Annotated in this window: 6 protein-coding genes; all 6 read right to left on the bottom strand. The window is 71.0% G+C overall.

Annotated features, from left to right (window positions below; genetic code table 11):
• On the bottom strand, positions 1 to 5,334 hold a 5,334-nt coding region (locus ACZ4RZ_RS46245), incomplete at its 3' end, for an amino acid adenylation domain-containing protein (RefSeq protein ID WP_467753587.1).
• A complete protein-coding gene (locus tag ACZ4RZ_RS46240; protein ID WP_467753586.1) occupies positions 5,331 to 15,185 on the bottom strand; it encodes an amino acid adenylation domain-containing protein in 9,855 nt (3,284 codons plus the stop codon). The genes ACZ4RZ_RS46240 and ACZ4RZ_RS46245, both read right to left, overlap by 4 nt.
• Before the next feature lie 70 nt (positions 15,186 to 15,255).
• A complete protein-coding gene (locus ACZ4RZ_RS46235; protein ID WP_467753585.1) occupies positions 15,256 to 15,528 on the bottom strand; it encodes an acyl carrier protein in 273 nt (90 codons plus the stop codon).
• Between the two features lie 33 nt (positions 15,529 to 15,561).
• Entirely contained in the window at positions 15,562 to 16,476 is a 915-nt protein-coding gene (locus tag ACZ4RZ_RS46230; protein ID WP_467753584.1) for a hypothetical protein, read from the bottom strand.
• Positions 16,473 to 18,212, bottom strand: coding sequence for an acyl-CoA dehydrogenase family protein (locus ACZ4RZ_RS46225; RefSeq protein WP_467753583.1), 1,740 nt, complete (start codon positions 18,210 to 18,212; stop codon positions 16,473 to 16,475). Before ACZ4RZ_RS46225 ends, ACZ4RZ_RS46230 begins: the two co-directional genes overlap by 4 nt.
• Positions 18,209 to 19,990 carry a fatty acyl-AMP ligase gene (locus tag ACZ4RZ_RS46220; RefSeq protein WP_467753582.1) on the bottom strand — a complete coding sequence of 594 codons (1,782 nt, stop codon included), beginning with the start codon at positions 19,988 to 19,990 and terminating at the stop codon, positions 18,209 to 18,211. The genes ACZ4RZ_RS46225 and ACZ4RZ_RS46220 overlap by 4 nt, the downstream gene beginning before the upstream one ends.
• Positions 19,991 to 20,155 lie beyond the last annotated feature (165 nt).

The following is a 20,155-nucleotide window of genomic DNA, read 5'->3' as shown; positions in this document are numbered from 1 at the left end:
CACCCGCCACGCGGCGAGCGCCTCACCCACCAACGCCTCACCACCAGTCACCAACATCCCCGACGGCGACACTGCCTCCGGCAACACCTCCAACAGGCCGAGGTGGGACGGGGTGACCTTCATGAACGACGGTCCGTGCACGGCGTCCTCATCCAAATCGGCCAGCACCACCCGGCCGCCGCTCACCAACGGCGTATACAACGCCGTCACCGTCAGGTCGAAAGCAACCGAGGAATGCAACAACGCGGAACCGGCAGCGTCCGGATACACCTCACGCGCCCGCTCCAGATACGCCCCCACCGAGGCGTGCTCCACCACCACACCCTTCGGCCGCCCCGTCGACCCCGACGTATAGATCACATACGCCGGATGGCGAAGCCCGAGCGGCGCAACCCGGTCCGTGTCCGAGACCGGGGCATCCGCATAGCCCTCCGCCTCGGCCAGCATCGCCGCATCGTCGATGACCAGCACCGGCGCCGCATCCCCCAAAATGTGCGCCACCCGCTCCACCGGATACTCCGGATCAACGGGCACATACGCACCCCCGGCCTTCAGCACCCCCAGCAACGCCACCACAAGATCCACCGAACGGGGCAGCATCACCCCCACAAACGACTCCGGCCCCACCCCCCGGCCAATCAACCACCGAGCCACCCGATTCGACCGAGCCTCCAACTCCCCATACGACAGGCACACATCAGCCGCCACCACGGCCTCCGCCTCGGGAGTCCGCCGAACCTGCTCCCCGAACAGCACCGGCAACGACACCCCACGCACCCCACGCGCAACCCCCTGCCACCCGACAAGCACCCGCTCACGCTCAACAGAGTCAAGAACCTCCACCTCCCCCACCCGACGCCCCACGTCCTCACTCACCCACTCCAACACCCGCACCAAGCGACCGACGAGTGCCTCGGCCGTGCCCCGGTCGAAGAGGTCGGTGCTGTACTGCAGGGCGCCCCGAAGGCCGCCCGGGGTGCCGGTCGTGTCATGGGACTCGGCGAAGGAGAACCCGAGGTCGAACTTGACGCGGTGGGTCTCGGCCGGTTCGTGGCGCACAGAGAGGCCCGGGAGCTTGGCGATCTCTTCGAGTGCTTCGACGGGACCCGCGTTGTTGAGGTTGAGCATGGTCTGGAAGAGCGGGTGCCGGGACAGCGAACGCTCCGGGTTGACCACCTCCACCAGCCGCTCGAACGGCAGGTCCTGATGCGCGTACGCCGCCAGGTCCTGCGCCCGCACACGCTCCAGCAATTCCGCGAACGTCGGATCACCGGACGTGTCCGTCCGCAGCACCAGCGTGTTCACGAAGAACCCGACCAGATCATCCAGCGCGTCATCCGTACGACCCGCGATCGGCGTCCCAATAGGAACGTCCGTCCCCGCACCGAGCCGCGTCAGCAACGCCGCCAGACCCGCCTGAAGCACCATGAACAGACTGGCCCGATGAGTGCGGGCCACGGCGGTCAGGGCCTCGTGCAGACCGGGCGACAGTTCGAAGGTGACGACGTCGCCCCGATAGGACGCGGCGGCGGGGCGCGGGCGGTCGTACGGGAGGCCCAGTTCCTCGGGGAGGTCCGCCAATGCGCGCTTCCAGTAGGCGAGTTGACGCGTAATCTCGCTGTCGGTCTGCTCTGCGGAGCCGAGGGACTCGCGCTGCCAGATGGCGTAGTCGGCGTACTGCACCGGCAACGGAGCCCACGACGGGGACGTGCCGGCCGCACGGGCCGCGTACGCCGCCGTCAGGTCACGGGCCAGCGGGGCGCGCGACCACGCGTCGGTCGCGATGTGGTGGGTGAGGAGCAGCAGCACGTGTTCGTCCCGGCCGAGCTCGAACAGCCGGACGCGCAGGGGTGGTTCGGAGCCGAGGTCGAAGGGGCGGCTCGCCGCGTCGAGGAGTTCCGCGTGCAGTCGGCTCTCGTCGGTGCGCACGACGGTGAGGTGCGGCCGGGCCGATGCGAGCACCACCTGATACGGGCCTTCAGCGTCCTCCGCGAAGACCGTGCGCAGCGTCTCGTGGCGGGCGGTCAGGTCGGCGAGGGCGTGTTCCAGCGCCGTACGGTCGAGGGTGCCCGAAAGGCGCAGGGCGACGGGTGAGTTGTAGGCGGCGCTGGGGCCCTCGAAGCGGGTCAGGAACCAGAGACGCTGCTGGGCGTACGAGAGGGGCAGCCGGGCCGGGCGCGGCACGACCGCGGTGACCGGGGTACGGGCCGCGCCGTTGCCGGTGTCGAGGGCGCCGGAGAGGCCGGCGACCGTGGGGGTCTCGAAAAGCTGACGGATCGCCATCTCCGTGCCCAGGACGGTGCGCACGCGGCTGACGAGCTTGGTGGCGAGCAGGGAGTGCCCGCCGAGTGCGAAGAAGTCGTCGTCGATCGTCACGGTCGCCACGCCGAGGACCTCGGCGAACAGACCGCAGAGGATCTCCTCGCGCGGCGAGCGCGGGCCACGGCCCTCGGTCCGGGTGCCGTAGTCGGGGGCGGGCAGGGCACGGCGGTCCAGCTTGCCGTTCGGGGTCAGCGGGAACGTGTCGAGCACGACGAACGCCGACGGGACCATGTAGTCGGGCAGGCGCTCGGCGGCGAGCGCGCGCACGGACTCGGCAGTCACGCCCGTCTCGGCCGTGCTGCTTCCCTCGACGGCCACGTACGCGACGAGACGCTTGTCGCCAGGCTGGTCCTCGCGCAGCAGGACCGCGGCCTGGCTGACCCGGTCGTGGGCGGCGAGTACGGACTCGATCTCGCCCAACTCGATGCGATAGCCGCGCAGTTTGACCTGTCCGTCGCCGCGTCCGACGAACTCCAGCAGCCCGCTCTGGTTCCAGCGCAGGACGTCGCCGGTGCGGTACATGCGGGAGCCGGGCGGTCCGTAGGGGTTGGCGACGAAGCGTTCGGAGGTGAGACCGGCCCGGTTCCAGTAGCCGCGGGCGAGGCCGGTGCCCGCGATGTACGCCTCGCCGGGGACTCCGGCGGGCACGGGCCGCAGCCCGCTGTCGAGCACGTACACCTGGGTGTTCCAGAAGGGGCGGCCGACGGGCACCGGGCCACTGGGCGAGGCGGCACCGGCGGGGATCAGGTACTGCACGCTGTTGACGGTGGCCTCGGTGGCTCCGTAGACGTTGAGCACGTCGGCGTCTGGGCGGCGGGCCCGCCAGCGGTCGACGACCTCGCCGAGGAGGAGTTCGCCGCCGAGCATGATGAGCTCGCTGGGGGAGATTTCTGCGGGCAGCGCCTCCAGGAGGGCAAGGACGCTCGGGGTGCCCTTGAGGAAGGTGGCGCCAGGACCGTCGGCGGCGCGTTCGTCCAGGTCGGCGACGTGCACCAGACCGCCGGAGACCAGGGTGGTGTAGAGGGCGGTGACCGTGAGGTCGAAGGAGACCGGGGAGTGCAGCAGCGAGGTCCCCCGCATCGCCGGGTAGGCCTGGCGCGCCCACTGGAGATAGGCGCCGAGCGAGCGGTGTTCGATCACCACGCCCTTGGGGCGGCCGGTGGAGCCCGAGGTGTAGATGACGTACGCCGGGTGGGCGGGCAGGGGAGCCGCCGCGGGTGCCGTGTCGGGCCGGGCGGCGAGGTCGTCGGCCGCCTCCGGATCGTCGAGGAGGAGGCGCGGGGTACCGGTGTCCGGGAGTGCCGCCGCCAGTTCCCGGGTGCTGACCAGGAGCGCCGGTTCGGTGTCGCCGAGCATGAAGGCGATGCGGTCCGCCGGGTAGTCGGGGTCGACGGGAAGGTAGGCGGCGCCCGTCTTGAGGACGGCGAGCAGCGCCGTGACCGCGTCACAGGTCCGGGGCAGGGCGAGGGCGACGAATCGCTCGGGTGCCGCGCCGCGTGCGGCGAGCAGGTGCGCGAGCCTGCTGGAGCGGGCGTCGAGTTCGGTGTAGCTGAGCGTCGTGTCCCTGCTGGTGACGGCGGGCGCCTCGGGGGTGCGGGCCACCTGCTCCCGGAAGAGGTCGAGGACGGTGGTGTCCGGTACCTCGTGCGCGGTGTCGTTCCACTCCCGCAGCACATGGTCGCGTTCGTCCTCGGCGAGGAGGTCGAGGCGGCCCGTGGGCTGCTCCGGGTCGGCGACGAGGGCGCGCAGGACGCGTACGAAGCGGTCCAGGACCCGCTGGGCGGCGGTCGCGTCGAAGACGTCGGGGCGGTAATTGAGCCGGAACAGCATGGTGTCGCGGGCGGACGCGATCAGCAGCAGCGGGTAGTGGGTGGCTTCGCGGTTCTTGCCGGGGGCGAGGCTGATGGCCGCGCCGATGCCGTTTCCAGCGGTGCCGGACCGGTTGACCGGATAGTTCTGGAACACCATGGAGGTGTCGAAGAGTTCACCGTGTCCGGCGGTGCGCTGGATCTCCGCGAGGCCGAGGTGCTGATGCGGGGTGAGCCGGGCCTGTTCGTCCTGGACCCGGGCGAGGAGCGCGGCGAGCGGTTCGGCGGGGCGCAGCCGTACTCGTGAGGGCAGGGTGTTGATGAAGAGGCCCACCATGCGTTCGACGCCCTCTACCTCGGGCGGGCGGCCGGAGACGGTGGTGCCGAAGACGACGTCGTCGCGGCCGAGGTGTTTGCCGAGGGCGATCGCCCAGGCGGTCTGCACGACGGTGTTCAGCGTGACTCCGCGACCTCGGGCGATCTCGGTGAGCGCCGTCGTGTCGGACCGCGAGAGGGACGCCTGCACCTCGGCGCCGGCCACCGCGGTACGGCCCGCCTGCGGGGCCACGAGGGTGGGTTCGGCGAGGTCGGCGAAGGCCTCGTGCCATGCGGCACGGGCGGCGTCCCGGTCCTGGGTGCCGAGCCATGTGAGGTAGTCGCGGTAGGGGCGGACCCGGGGCAGGGCGCGGTCGTCGCCGGACGCGTCGTACAGCGAGAAGAGTTCGCCCATGAGGACGGGCAGGGACCAGCCGTCCAGCAGGAGGTGGTGGTTCGTCAGGACGAGGCGGTGGCGGGATGCGCCGAGGCGGATGAGCGTGAAGCGCAGCAGCGGGGGCCGGGCCACGTCGAAGCGGGCGGCGCGGTCGGCGGCGACCACCTCGGCGGCGGCGCTGGGCCGTTCGTCCTCGGGCAGGTCGGTGAGGTCGGTCTCGGTCCAGGGCAGCCGGACCTCGCGCATCACCAGCTGGGCCCAGTCGCCGTTCTTGCGCTGCCGGAAGGCGACGCGCAGGTTGGCGTGGCGGTCCAGCAGCTTCTCCGCGGCGGCACGCAGCGCCGCGGTGTCCAGGGCTCCCTCGATGTCGAAGGACATCTGGACGACGTACGGGTCGAGTGCGTCCTCGTCGTAGACGCTGTGGAAGAGCAGGCCCTCCTGGAGCGGGGCCAGCGGCAGAATGTCCTCGATCTTCCGCGGGGTGCGACTCACTTCTGGGCCTCTTCTTCTTCCTCGTCAAAAGCGTGCGGTTCGTCGTCGAACAGGTCGTCCAGCTCTTCCTCGAACGCCTCGATCTCGTCCTGGGTGATTGAGGACAGCGAGACGTCGGAGGGCGTCAGTCCGCCCGCGTACGGATTCCTGGAGTGGGCCACCAGGGCTTCGAGGGCCTGGAACCACAGACCGGCCAGCTCGCGTACCTCGGTCTCGTCGAGGAGGGCGTCCGCCCAGGTCCAGAACGCGACGAGCTCAGAGCCGCCGGGTCCGTCGTGGGTCCGGGCATTGAGTTCAAGGGCGTGCGCGAGGGGCAGGTGCGGAGGGTCTCCGGCCACCGCGTCGACGCCGCTGAGCGGGGTCCAGTCGGCGGCCTGTCCGGGGTCCGCGGTGGTGAAGCGGCCCAGGTAGTTGAACGCCACCTGGGGTGCGGGCAGCTCCTCGAAGGCGTGGGCCGTGCCCGGGTTGAGATGGCGGACGAGGCCGTAGCCCATGCCCTTGTCGGGCACCGACCTGAGCCGTTCCTTCACTCGCTTGACCACCGCTCCGGCGGCCGCGCCGCCGGCGAAGGCCTCGGCGAGGTCGGCGGCACCCGTCTCCAGGCGTACGGGATACAGCTGGGTGAACCAGCCGACGGTGCGTGACAGATCGGCACCCTCGACCAGGTGCTCCTCGCGCCCGTGGCCCTCCAGGTCCAGCAGCACGTCCGTGCCGCCGTGCCAGCGCGCCCAGGCCAGCGCGAACGCCGCGAGCAGTACGTCGTTGACCTCCGCGTGGAAGGCGGACGGGACCCGTGTCAGCACGGCTTCCGTCACGTCGGCCGGCAGGGTCAGGCTCAGCCGCCCCGCCGTGGCGTAGGTGTCCCTCGCCGGGTCCAGCGAGCGCCGTCCCAGGGGCGGGTCGTCGTTTCGCAGCACGTCCTGCCACCAGGCCGCGTCGGCGACCCAGGCCGGTTTGGCGGCTTCCTCGGTGAGGCGCTGGGCCCACCGGCGCAGCGAGGTGCCCACGGGCTGGAGCTCGGGTTCGCGGCCGGCGGCGAGCGCCTCGTGGGCCTCCGCGAGGTCGGGGATGAGGATGCGCCAGGAGACTCCGTCGACGACCAGGTGGTGGATGAGCAGGAGCAGCAGGCCCGGCGTTTCCGTGCCCCGGTCGAACCACACGACCTGGACGACTCGTCCGTCGGCCAGATCGAGTCGCGCACGGGCGGCCTCGCCCTCGGCCCGGACGAGGATGTCGAGCGCGTCGCCCTCGCGCGCACGGCCGTCCGGGGTTGTGGCGTCCACGCGGCGTACGAGCGTGGCGGCGTCGACGGCGCCCGGTTCCCGTATCTCCAGGCGCCGTTCGGGCGCCGGGGAGAGGCGGGCCCGCAGCGCGTCGTGGTGGTCGACGAGCGCCTGGACGGCCGCGGTGAGGGTGGCGGTGTCGAGGGTGGCCGGCGCCTGGAGCACGGCGGACATGTTGAACGCGTCGAGGTCGTCGCAGCGCTCGACCAGCCACCGCTTGATCGGTGTGAGGGGTACGTCGCCGACACCGGCCCCCGGCTCCTCCACCGCCACGCCGGCGCTCTCGGTCACGACCTCCGCCAGCGCGGCCACCGTGCGCTGCTCGAAGATGTCCCGCACCGACAGCTCAAGACCGGCCCGCCGAGCCCGGCTGACCAACTGGATCGACATGATGCTGTCGCCGCCCAGATCGAAGAACCCGTCGTCGATCCCCACCTCGGCCAGACCCAGCACCTCGGCGAACAGACCACACAACACCTTCTCCCGCTCACCGCGCGGCTCCTGGACCGCGCCGCCCGGACGCAGGTCGGGTGCCGGGAGTGCCCGGCGGTCGAGCTTTCCGTTGGAGGTCAGGGGCAGTTCGTCGAGCACGACCACGGCCGAGGGCACCATGTAGTGCGGCAGGTGCTGTTCGAGATGGCCGCGCAGAGTCCGGCCCAGACCGTCGTCTGCGCGTCGGCAGTCCGGCACCACATAGGCCACGAGCCGGGTGATTCCCGGGGTGTCCTCGCGGGTGACGACGACCGCCGTGTCGACGGCCGGGTGGTCTCCGAGTACGGCCTCGACCTCGCCGGGCTCCACACGGAAGCCGCCGATCTTGACCTGGTGGTCGGCGCGGCCCAGGAACTCCAGCTCCCCGCAATGGCTCCAGCGCACGATGTCGCCCGTGCGGTAGAGCCTGGTGCCCGGCCTGCCGAACGGCGAGGCGACGAACCGCTCCGCGGTCCGGTCGGGCCTGCCCAGATAGCCGCGGGCCAACTGGGCCCCGCCGATGTAGAGCTCGCCCCGCACCCCGGGCGGGACCGGCCGCAGGCTGGCGTCGAGGACGTACACCGCGGCGTTCCACAGTGGCTGCCCGATGGAGGCCGAGGAGGGCCATTCGTCGATGTCGTCGGGAAGCGTCGCGGTCGTGACCGCGTGGGTCTCGGCCGGGCCGTAGATGTTGTGCGCCATCCGCCGCCAGCCACCCGCGCAGAACGCCCGCAGCTCTCGGCTGAGCCGGAACTGCTCGCCTCCCTGGAAGATGTCGGTGAGGGAGTCCAGCGGCTCGCCGCGGTCGGCGGCCGCCGCCAGCACTGCGTCGATCACCAGGGTCGGCGCGAACAGTTCGTTGATGCCGTACTGGGTGATCCACTGGGCCAGTTCGTAGGCGTCGTGGCGGATGTGCTCCCCCGGGATGACCAGGGTCTTGCCGACGATCAGCGCCTGGAGGATCTCCTGCACGGCGAAGTCGAAGGAGACGGCGAGGAACTGGGCGGTGCGCGTGCCCACGCCGCCGCAGTACGTGCCGGTGTGCCAGGCGAGCAGGTTCACCAGTGAACTCATCGGCATCACCACGCCCTTGGGGGTGCCGGTGGAGCCGGAGGTGTAGACGACGTACGCGGGGTGGCGCGGGTCGAGCGGTCGGGCCCGGTCGGTGTCGGTCAGGTCGGTGTCCGGGGCGGCCGCGAGCGCCCGGACCGTCACCGGGCCGTCCAGGACGACGTCGCGGACGAGTCCGTTGCCGAGCAGCGGCCGGACGGCCGTGTCGGTGATGACGGCGCGGGGTGCGCAGTCGTCGAGGATGGCCCGCAAACGCTGCTCGGGCGCCGTGGTGTCGAGCGTGAGGTAGGCGGCCCCCGTCTTCAGTACCGCCAGCAGGGCGACGACCATCTCGGGCGACCTGGGCAGCGCGATCGCCACGACGTCCTCGCCGCCGATGCCTTCTGCCGCCAGGACGTGCGCCAGGCGGTTGGCGCGGGCGTTGAGTTCCCCGTACGAGAGGGTGAAGTCCGCGGCGATCAGCGCGGTCGCCCCGGGCTCTGTGGCCGCCAGTCGTTCGAACAGCACCGGAACCGGGTCCGGCGGCACGTCGTGCGTGGTGCGGTTCCACTCCTCCAGGACCCGCCATCGCTCGGCGGGCGCCATCACGTCGAGCCGGCCGATGGGCTGCTCGGGGTCGGCGACGACCCCTTCGAGGATGCGCGTCAGGCGGTCGGCGAACTCCCGCACCGTGCCCCGGTCGAAGAGGTCGGCGTTGTACTCGACGGCCGCGCGCAGCCCGGTGGGCTCGCCCTGCGGACCGTAGGTCTCGTCGAAGAAGAAGGCCAGGTCGAACTTGGCCCGGCCGGTCTCCGGTGCCCGTACGTCCACCGTCAGGCCGGGCAGCCGCAGTACGTCGAGCGCTTCTTGGTTGTTGTCGAAGCCGAGCAGCACCTGGAAGAGGGGGTGGCGGGCCAGTGAGCGGGCCGGGCTGAGCACCTCGACGAGTCGCTCGAACGGCACGTCCTGATGGGCGTACGCACCGAGGTTCGTCTCGCGGACCCTGGCCACCAGTTCGGTGAAACTCGGATCGCCCGAGGTGTCGGTGCGCAGCACGAGCGTGTTCACGAAGAACCCGACGAGTTCCTCGACGGCCGCGTCGGTGCGCCCCGCTATGGGACTGCCGATGGGCACGTCCGTGCCCGCGCCAAGCCGGGTGAGCAGGGTCGCCAGGGCCGCCTGCACCACCATGAAGAGGCTGGAGCGGGTATCGCGGGCGAGTCCGGCCAGGCCCTTGTGCAGTTCGGCGGGCACCTCGAAGGCGACGCGGCCGCCGCGGTACGACTGCCGGGGCGGGCGCGGCCGGTCGGCGGGCAGCTCCAGTTCCTCCGGCAGACCGGCCAACGCGCCTTTCCAGTAGGCGAGTTGGCGGGCGATCTCACTGCTCTCGTCATCCTCGGAGCCCAGGTACCCGCGCTGCCACAGCGTGTAGTCGGCGTACTGGACCGGCAGGGGCTGCCAGTTGGGCGCCTCGCCGCGGGTCCGCGCGGTGTAGGCGAGCGACAGATCCCGGGCCAGCGGGCCCATCGACCAGCCGTCGCCCGCGATGTGGTGCACCACCAGGACGAGGACGCGCTCTCCCTCGTACGAGGTGAACAGCCAGGCCTTCAGGGGGAGTTCGGTGGTCAGGTCGAATTCGTGGGCGGCCGCCGCGCGTACCCGGTCCTCCAGCGCGTCCGGCGTGACGTCGGCCTCGGTCAGCTCCGGGATCGCCTGGCCGGGCGGCAGGATCATCTGCCGTGCGCCGTCGGCGTCCTCCGTGAACAGTGTGCGCAGGCTCTCGTGCCGGGCGACGACGTCGGTGAGCGCCTGCCGCAGCGCGGTCCGGTCCAGCGAGCCGGTCAGCCGCAGCGCCACCGGAATGTTGTACGTGGCGCTGGGCCCCTCCAAGTGGTGGAGGAACCAAAGGCGTTGCTGCGCGTAGGACAGCGGGATACGCGGCGGTCGCGCAGCCGGGACGATCGAACGGCGAGCGCTCGCGGCCTCGTCGAGCGCGTCCACGATGCCCGCCACCGTCGGGTTCTCGAAGAGCCGGCGGATCGAGATCTCCACGCCGAGCACCGAGCGGATCCGGCTGAGCAGCCGCACGGCGGACAGGGAGTGGCCACCGCGGTCGAAGAAGCTGTCGTCGATGCCGACACAGGGCACGCCGAGCATCTCGGCGAACACGGTGCACAGGATCTGCTCCCGGGGACTGCGCGGGCCTCGGGACCGCTGGGGCCACACGACCGTGGCGCCCTCGCCCCTGCTCCCGCCGGGCGCCTCGGTGAGCAGCAGCTCCCCGTCGTTCGACCAGCGGGCCACGCGATCGGTCCGGTACATCCAGCGGCCGCCGCCGTCGAAGGGACAGGGCAGCCAACGCTCCCGCTCCTCCGCGGCCCCGTCCGGCCCCGCGCCCGTGACATACAGCTGCCCGGCGACTCCGGGAGCCGTCGGACGCAGCACCTCGTCCAGGACGTAGACCCGAGCGCCATCCACCGGTACGGGCAGCTCCGTCCTGGCCAGCACGCCGGCCACCGCCGCCCTCCTCGTGTCACTCCACTCCTCGAGGACGGCCGTGCGCTCGGCCGCGTCCAGCACCTCGACCTCGCTGATCGGCCGGCCGGCGCCTTCGGCCATGACGGTGAGCAGCCGCACCAGACGGTCCGCGAGGGAGCGCGCCGTGCTCCGGTCGAACAGGTCCGCGCCGAACTCAAGCTCCCCGGCGATTCCGGCGGGCCTCCCCGCGGCGTCGAAGCGCTCGGTCAGCTCCAGATTGAGGTCGAACTTGGTGTCCTCGATCGGAAGCCGCTCCAACTCCACGGACAGCCGCGGCAGCCGGGCCACCTCGGTGACGGTGGCCCGCGGATCGGTGTTGTGCAGGGTCAGACACACCTGGAAGAGCGGATGCCGGGACAGCGAGCGCTCCGGATTGACCGCCTCGACCAGCCGTTCGAACGGCAGGTCCTGATGGTGGTATGCCTCCAGCCCGCGCTCCCGCACACGCGCGATCAGCTCGCCGAACGTCGGGTCGCCCGAGGTGTCGGTGCGCAGCACCAGGGTGTTGGCGAAGAACCCGACGAGCTCCTCCACCGCCGTGTCGGTGCGCCCCGCGATCGGGGTCCCGATGGGAATGTCGGTCCCCGCACCGAGCCGGGTCAGCAGCGCGGCGAGCCCGGCCTCAAGCACCATGAACAGGCTGGAACGGGTGTCCTGGGCCAACACCCCCAGGGCTTCATGGAGTTCGGCCGACAGCCGGAACCCGACCTGCCCACCGCGCTGCGTGACCTCACCGCTCCGCCTCCGGTCGTACGGCAGATCGAGTTCACCGGGCACCCCTTCCAAAGCGTCCTGCCAGTAGGCGAGTTGCCGGGAGATCTCACTCTCCGGGTCCTCCTCGGAGCCGAGCACCTCGCGCTGCCAGAGGCTGTAGTCGGCGTACTGCACCGGCAGCGGCTCCCACTGCGGTGCGGCCCCGGCGGCCCGGGCCGTGTACGCGGTCGCCAGATCGCGCGCGAGCGGACGCATCGACCAGCCGTCGCCCGCGATGTGGTGCAGGAGCAGCAGCAGTACGTGCTCTTCGTCGCCGAGCGCGAACAGCGTTGCCCGCAGCGGAAGTTCGGCGGCGAGATCGAAGACATGCCGCGCCCGGGCGGCGAGCCGCGCACCCAGTCCGTCCTCGTCCACCGCCTGCACGTCCAGGTCGACGACGGCCTCGTGCGGTTCCAGGATCACCTGCGAGAAGCCCTCGGCGTCCTCGACGACGAGCGTGCGCAGGCTCTCGTGCCGGGCGACGACGTCGGTGAGCGCCTGCCGCAGCGCGGTCGGGTCCAGCGGCCCGGTCAGCCGCAGCGCTCCGGGGGCGTTGTAGGCAGTGCTTCCGCCCTCCAGCAAGTCCAGGAAACGGAGCCGTTGTTGGGCGTAGGAGACGGGGATGCGGTCGGGGCGCGGGACGGGGGTGAGGTTGCGGCGCAGAGTGTGGGGCTGGTGAGCCAGTGCGGTGGCGAGGCCGGCGACGGTGGGGGTCTCGAAGAGCTGACGGATGGGCAGCTCCGCACCGAGGGTGGTGCGGATGCGGCCGGCCAGCTTCGTGGCGAGCAGGGAATGACCGCCCAGACGGAAGAAGTCGTCGTCGATCGTCACCGACTCCACTCCCAGCATCTCCGCGAACAGGGCGCAGAGGATCTCCTCGTGCAGGGTGCGCGGGGCACGGCCCTCGCTCTCCGGACCATGGTCGGGGGCGGGCAGGGCACGGCGGTCCAGCTTGCCGTTCGAAGTCAGCGGCAGCGCGTCGAGGATCACGAACGCGGACGGCACCATGTAATCCGGCAGGAGGGCCGCCGCATGCGCGCGCAACTCCTCCACGCTCACACCGTCCGTCACGACGTAGGCGGTCAGCCGCTGGTCGCCGGGGCGGTCCTCCCGCACGATCACCGCCGCCTGCTGGACGTGCGGATGGCCTGCCAACACGGCCTGGACCTCACCCAGTTCAATGCGGAAGCCCCGCACCTTGACCTGGTCATCCACCCGGCCCGCATACACCAGCTGACCCTGCGCATTCCAGCGGGCCAGATCCCCCGTCCGATACATACGGCTGCCCGGCAGGCCGTACGGATCCGCGGTGAAACGCTCCGCGGTCAAGTCCGGACGCTGCCAGTACCCGCGCGCCAGGACCACACCCGCGACATACAACTCCCCCGCCACACCCGGCGGCACCGGCCGCAACTGGGCGTCCAGGACATAAGCACGGGTGTTCCAGAACGGACGGCCGATCGGCACCGCCCCCGCCCCCACCTCCTGCCCCGGCTCGATACGGAAGTCGGTGCAGTTGACCGTCGCCTCGGTCGGACCGTAGGCATTGACCACCGTCACACCCGGATGCGCCACCCGCCACGCGGCGAGCGCCTCACCCACCAACGCCTCACCACCCGTCACCAACATCCCCGACGGCGACACCGCCTCCGGCAACACCTCCAACAACCCCAGATGCGACGGAGTGACCTTCATGAACGACGGCCCACACACGGCCTCCTCATCCAAATCGGCCAGCACCACCCGCCCGCCACTCACCAACGGCGTATACAACGCCGTCACCGTCAGGTCGAAAGCAACCGAGGAATGCAACAACGCGGAACCGGCAGCGTCCGGATACACCTCACGCGCCCGCTCCAGATACGCCCCCACCGAGGCGTGCTCCACCACCACACCCTTCGGCCGCCCCGTCGACCCCGACGTATAGATCACATACGCCGGATGCCGCAGCCCGAGCGGCGCAACCCGGTCCGCATCCGAGACCGGTCCATCCGAATAGCCCTCGGCCTGCTGAAGCATCGCCACGTCATCGATGACCAGCACCGGCGCCGCATCCCCCAAAATGTGCGCCACCCGCTCCACCGGATACTCCGGATCAACGGGCACATACGCACCCCCGGCCTTCAGCACCCCCAGCAACGCCACCACAAGATCCACCGAACGGGGCAGCATCACCCCCACAAACGACTCCGGCCCCACCCCCCGGCCAATCAACCACCGAGCCACCCGATTCGACCGAGCCTCCAACTCCCCATACGACAAGGCGACATCACCCGCCACCACAGCCTCCGTCCCCGGCGTCCGGGCCACCTGCTCCCCGAACAACACCGGCAACGACACCCCACGCACCCCACGCACAACCCCCTGCCACCCCTCCAACAACAGCCCCCGCTCAACAGCATCAAGAACCTCCACATCGCCGATGAGCCGGCCGGGGCCCTCACTCACCCACTCCAACACCCGCACCAAGCGGTCCTGGTGAGCGGCGAGTTCGCCTTCCCCGTAGAGGTCGGGGTTGGCGTCGAACTCCACACGAATGCCCGCTCGCGAGTCCGCCGTGCCGTAGAAGTTGATCTTCAGATCGTTGACCGGTCCGGTGGACAGGGGGTGGGCCACGGCCGGACTGTCCCCGAAGAAGGGCTCGTTGGCGAAGGCCATCACGTTGACCGTGGGACCGAGGCGGGACTGGCGGGAGCCCGAGAGGCCCAGCTCGTGGATGAGTTCCTCGCCACGGAAGCGTTGGTGCCGGATGACGTCGGCGAGGGAGCGGGACACGCGGGCGGCGAGGTCCGCGAACGTGGTGTGCGAGGTCGTCGTCACGCGCAGGGGCAGCACGTTGACCATGGCGCTCGGGGTGGTCAGGGACGTGCGTCCCGTACGTCCGGCGAGCGGCAGCGAGAACGTGAAGTCGGTCCGGCCCGTCATCCGGTGGAAGAAGACCGCGGTCGCGGCGATCGCGAGGGCGGGCCACTGGATGTGGAGCCGGTCGGCCGTGTCGCTGAGCTGTTTCGTGAGGGTGGCGGGCAGGGTGAGGATCCGGCGCAGACGACTGTGGGTGCTGCCGGACGGGCGGCCGGCGAGGGCGATCGGGTCGGGCAGATCGGCGTAGGCGTCGAGCCAGTGGGCACGGTCCCGCGCGTGACGGCGTGACCCCGCGTAGGCCGCTTCGTCCTCGACGACGCGGTCGAGGGTCGAGAAGCCCGTTCCCGGCGGTTCGGCATCGGAGAGCAGGGCGGAGTAGATCGCCGCGACGCGGGCGGCGTACACGGAGTGTCCGAAACCGTCTAGGACCGCGTGGTGGTAGCGGTGGAAGTAGAAGAAGCGGTGGTCGCCGAGGGTGAGGAGGACCTGGGCGCTCAGCGGGCCGCCGGCCAGGTCGAAGGGCTTGGCCATCTCCTCGTTCATCCAGCGGTGCGCCGCGGCCTCCGGGTCCAGGGCGCCCCGGAGATCGAGCAGGTGAAGAGGATGCTCCTCGGGTTCCTCGATGATCTGATGGATGGTCATGCTGCCGCTGTCCAGGGGACTGTCCGTGTCCGAAGTTCCCTCCGCGTCCGCCACGAAGTACGACCTCAGCGCCTCGGTCTCCGCCACGCCTCGCCGTACCGCCTCTTCGAGGGTCGCGACGTCGACGGGGCCGTCGATCTCGTAATAGCCGCCGCAGTTGTAGAGCGGACTGTCCGGCTGCAGTTGCTGGGCGACCCAAATACCCGACTGGGCCGCGGAGACGGGTCGGCGGAGCGTACGGGCGTCGGACATGGAGGAGCGGTCCTCTCGGTTCTGCGGAGTGGCGGACTGCGGGGGGGGGAGGGGGAATCGCGGGGGAACTTCAGGCCTGCTGGGCCAGTTCCTCGACCAGGGCCTCGCTGAGCCCGTCGATGGTCGGGTTGTCCCACATGACCGTCGGGTCGAGGGAGATGTCGAGGTAGTCCTCCAGTTCCGCGGCGACGGCCAGGGCATACAGCGAGTCGAGGCCGTAGTCGGAGAGCGGTACGGAGGTGTCGATCGCGTCCGCGGGCCGGCTCAGATGGGTGGCGACGCAGTTCCTGAGCCAGCCACGGAGACTGTCGGCGGTGTGCGTGTCGACGCCGGATTCGGGCATGGGAGTTCTCCTCGCAAGGGCCTTGGGGTGTGGTCAGGGACGGTCGGGAAGCCGGCGTTCGGCCAGGTCGAAGGAGTGCGCGGAGTCGAACCGGCGGGAGAGTTCCGCATGCAGGCGCTCCCGGAGGGGGCCCGAAGGCTGGGGCGCACGCCTTGTCGCGGTGACGAGGAAGCTGCCGGGGGCTGCTGCCAGGGTCTCGGTGGCGCAGAGGGCCACGACGGGCGGGGCCGCGATCAGCTCGGCGAGCGGCATCGAGGGCGACGCGGACCTCATCGCTCGGCCCGGCGCGAACAGTTCCCGCTGGGTCTCGTTCAGCAGGAGCTGGAAGACGGCGTGTTCGCCCTCCCGGATGTAGAAGCGCGAACCCATGACGACCGACAGCCGGTCCATGGCGCCCTGGAGCACGCGTGGCACCAGGGAGCGGACGGCCTGCGCGTGGGCGCCGTGCCACGAGGGCAGCGCGTCGACGCCGCGCACCGCGAGGGTTGTCAGTACGTCGCACAGCAGCAGGTCGGCGAGTACCCCACAGAGAACATCGCCCAGATACGGGATGTCGGCGGCCGCCGCACCGTACAACCTGCGTCCTCGCAGATGGCGCAGGGTGATGCGCAGCGCCGAGTCGAGCGTGCCGACCGCCGCACCGATCCGTATGAACTCGTCTTCGGAATGGGCGACTTGATGAGCCGAGGAGTGGGTGACGTGAGGAGTCCGCACGATCCCGGGCGAGCGGCGGTACAACGCGCGCAGGGCGTGCAGCCTTGCTTCCGGACCACCGTTCACCGCGGGCGGCGCCGCCTCCGGGTCGAGGGTCGGGACGTCCAGCGGCTGTCCGGCTTCGCGCGCGGCGAGGATCGCGCCGAAGCCGTACGGATTACTGACGTCGTAGGGGTCTCCGAGGCGCTCTTCGAGGGCGTCGGCGAGGGCGGTCCGGCCGGCGACGGTGCTCATGCGGCGCCCTCCAGCGAGTCCAGAAGTGAGGGGGCCGAGCGGATCGGGCGGGCGAGGACCGCTTCGGCGAGTTCACCGATGACGCGACGGTCGTCCGCGCCGACCGGCTCACCGAGGTCGGTGAGCGCCTTGACCAGGCAGCCGCGCACCCAGGTGTCGTCTCCGTGGGCCCCGCCGCGCAGCCACAGCTGAAGCGCCGAGGCCGCCGCGAAGCAGAGCTCGAACCGCTCGGCGAGTTCGAAGGCGTGGCCGGGCACGGCGCGCGGCGAGAAGCGCACGGCGGCCAGTTCCTCGTGCAGGCGGTCGGTGGCGTCCCGCACCTGCCCGGCCAGGGCCGCGAGCCGGTCGGTGGCAGTGCCGCGCCCGGCGAGGTCCCGTACCTCGGCGACGGCCGCGGGCAGACCCGCCACGATGGACGCGCCGTCGCGGGAGAGCAGGCTGAGCCGCGACGGGCGGAACGGGCGGAGCGGGGCGTGCAGGGTGGTCGCCTCGGCCAGTCCCTCCTCGTCCCGGCGCTCCTTGCGGTAGCCCCGTGCCAGCCGTGGGAACTGGTCGATCAGAGCATTGCGATTGACGAGGCTGCTGCCGTCGAAGATGCCGATGATGCGGTGGTCCCGCTCCAGCTTCGCGAAGCGCCCGTGCGGGTCGGCTTCCAACATGCCGTAGGGGCTGAGGAGTTGGAGAAGGCGTGCGATCAGGTCGTCGATCTGGGCGGGCACGTACGCCTTCGCCACGGCGGAGACGACGCTCATCTCGGCGGTGAGAGCGTGCACGGAGCGCACGGCCACCAGACCAGTGGCCTCGGCGAGCAGGAGACCGGCGGCGGCCTCACCCAACTCATTTTTTACCGAGGAGAGTTCGGCGAGCCGTACACCGTCGCTCGTCGAGGCGCCCGCGACGAACTCGCCGGCGAGGTTCAGCGCGTGGTCACCGGCGCCGAGGGACATCGCGACGCAGCCGGTGCGGGTGACGTGCAGGGCCTTGAGGATGATCTCGATTCCCTGCCCCGCCTCGCCGATGAGCGCGTCGTGGGGCAGGGCCGCGTCGTGGAAGGCGATGCCGCTGATGTCGGCGCCGCGGATGCCGTAGGTGGGCACCTTGGCCAGGTGGGTGAAGCTGCCCGGGGCGAGCCGGTCCTTGTCCACGAGGAAGAGGCTGAAGCCGCGCGGGCCGCCGGCCGGATCGGTGCGGGCGAGCACGGTGACCAGATCGGCCCTGGCGACATTGTTGATCAGCCATTTCTCACCCGAGAGCAGCCAGCCGCCGCCGAACTCCCCGCCCTCGCTGGCCGGACGGGCGACGACCTCTCCCGCCAGCAGGTCACTGCCGTGGTGACGTTCCGTCAGGGCACAGGACACGACGGCGCCTTCGTGGATGCGGCGGCCCAGACTCGCGGCAAGGTCCGCGTCACCGGCGATCCAGGTGGAGACAGCGCCGAGATACGTCTTGCCGTGCGCGGCCGCCACCGTCAGGTCGACGCGGGACACGGCCCGCAGCAGTCGGGTGATGAGGCTGAAGTCGTCCAGCGCGCCGCCGTGTTCGGTCGGAACGTAGTAGCCGGGCAGCCCGAACGCGTCGAGGGCGCCACAGGCCTCGGCGGGAAAGGCGTCGCTGCGGTCGAGCTCGGCGAGCGCCTCTCCGCAGAAGGGCCGGCCCGGTGCGGCGAGCTCGTCGAGGAGCGCGGCCAGCCGGCTCACGGGAGCGGGTACGCCGGTGCGCTGTGCCGCCGTCGTCATGCCGACGCCTTCGCGCCCGCCGGCGTCACGGGCAGCAGGCCGTCCTGGTACTCCGCGTACGTCGGCTCCAACGCTCCGGCCCGGAACAGCTCGCGCATCACCGACCGTTGGATCTTGCCGCTGGTGGTGCGGCGTACGCCGCCGGGCCGCAGCAGAAGGACCGCGCCGACGGGCGCACCGAATTCGCGGGCGACGGTGAGCCGCATTCCGGCGGCGAGTTCCCGCAGCCGCGTCTCCTCCTTGATGCCGCGGACCTCGTGCGTGACCACGAGTACGTCGTCCTCACCCCCGGCGCCATGGCCGGGTACCGCGAAGCAGGCGCCGACCAGGCTGCCCAACTCAGGTCGCTGGAGCCGTAGTTCGTGCTCGATGTCCTGGGGGTAGAGGTTGCGGCCGCGCAGATTGAGCACGTCCTTGATGCGGCCGGTGATGTAGAGCTCGCCCTCGTGCAGTGCTCCGAGGTCGCCGGTGCGCAGATAGCCGGTGTCACCGTCCGCGGTGGCGGCATGGAAGTCGGCTTCGTTGGTCGCGTCGCGGTTCCAGTAGCCGTGGCCGACGACGTCACCGCGCAGCCAGATCTCACCGACGCCTCCCGCGGGCAGCACCTGGAGGGTGTCGGGTTCGACGATGCGCACCTCGGCGCCGCGCGGCGGGCCGCAGCTGACCACGTCGCGGCCGGGCTCGCCGTCCTCGGCGGGGCGGAACTCGTGGCCTTCCAGGTACTCGGCGGAGACCCGGCGCGCACGGGCGAGCCCGTCGATGGCTCCGGAGACGAAGAGCGTTGCCTCGGCCATGCCGTAGCAGGGCGCGAGGGCGTCGGCACGCAGTCCGTTGGCCGCGAACCGCTGGTGGAAGCGTTCGAGCACGGGAGCCCGCACGGGTTCCGACCCGTCGACGGCGTGCCGCAAGCGGGACAGGTCGAGCCCCGCGACCTGGGCATCGGTGACGCGGCGGCTGCACACCTCGTACGCGAAGTCGGGAGCGGCGGAAAAGTGGACGTCGAACCGGTCGATCATGTGCAGCCACAGATGGGGCCGCTTCAAGAAAGTGCCGGGACTCATCAGGACGGTGGCGGAGCCCATCATCAGGGGCGGAATCATCAGCCCCATCAGGCCCATGTCGTGGAAGTGCGGTATCCAGCCGCCGCCGCGCGTGGTCTCGTCGAGTTCCAGGACCTCGGCGATGTTCGCGGAGTTGTGCAGCAGGTTGCCGTGGCTGATCATCACGCCCTTGGGATCACCGGTGGATCCGGAGGTGTACTGGAGCACGGCGAGGGTCGAGTGATCCGTGTCCGGCATCGTCCAGCCCTCGGGGCCGGGGCCGGCGCCGTCGTCGGTCACCAGGAGGGGAAGGTGGCCGAGCCCCTCCTCGGCGATCCACGCCTCGACGTCGCTCAGGGTCGCGTCGTCGGTGAGGATCGCCGAGGCGCCCGCGTCGTCCGCGATGCGCCCGACCCGGTGCCGCTCATGGCGGTAACGACCCGGGAGAGAGGAGGGGACCGCGACGGCGCCGGCGTACAGGGAGCCGAAGAAGGCGGTCACGAAGGAGAGTCCGGCGGGGTACAGGAGGACGACGCGGTCACCCGGTGAGACGCCGCGGTCCCTCAGGCGTACGGCGATGCTCCGCGCCTGCGCGTCGAGTTCGGCGTACGTCAGCCACCGCGCCCCGTCTTCCTGGGCGGGGTCCGTCACATATACCGCCGCCCCTTTTTCCGGCTGCTTTTCCGCATGCCTCCGGAGCACCTCCGTGACGCTGTGGGCGGTGACGATTCCCGCCATATTCGTGGCCCTGCCCTTCGTGTTCGCGAATTGGTTTTCCGCGCGCCGAATCGGCACTGCCGTGACTTTCTACAGGTGCCGCCATGGCCAGGGAAGGTGACTGACAGCAAACTGCACGCACCGACCCCTCCCCCTGCGACAACAGGTTCAAATGCCGCATACCAT

The sequence above is a fragment of the Streptomyces sp. NPDC027189 genome (genome assembly GCF_055566975.1).
The sequence above is the reverse complement of the archived record's forward strand: the minus strand, read 5'-3'. Positions and strand labels throughout refer to the sequence as shown.

Coding starts and splice junctions, on each gene's coding strand:
- ACZ4RZ_RS46230 (WP_467753584.1), bottom strand. CDS start 16,476: ATGAGCACCGTCGCCGGCCGGACCGCCCTCGCCGACGCCCTCGAAGAG.
- ACZ4RZ_RS46220 (WP_467753582.1), bottom strand. CDS start 19,990: ATGGCGGGAATCGTCACCGCCCACAGCGTCACGGAGGTGCTCCGGAGG.
- ACZ4RZ_RS46240 (WP_467753586.1), bottom strand. CDS start 15,185: ATGTCCGACGCCCGTACGCTCCGCCGACCCGTCTCCGCGGCCCAGTCG.
- ACZ4RZ_RS46235 (WP_467753585.1), bottom strand. CDS start 15,528: ATGCCCGAATCCGGCGTCGACACGCACACCGCCGACAGTCTCCGTGGC.
- ACZ4RZ_RS46225 (WP_467753583.1), bottom strand. CDS start 18,212: ATGACGACGGCGGCACAGCGCACCGGCGTACCCGCTCCCGTGAGCCGG.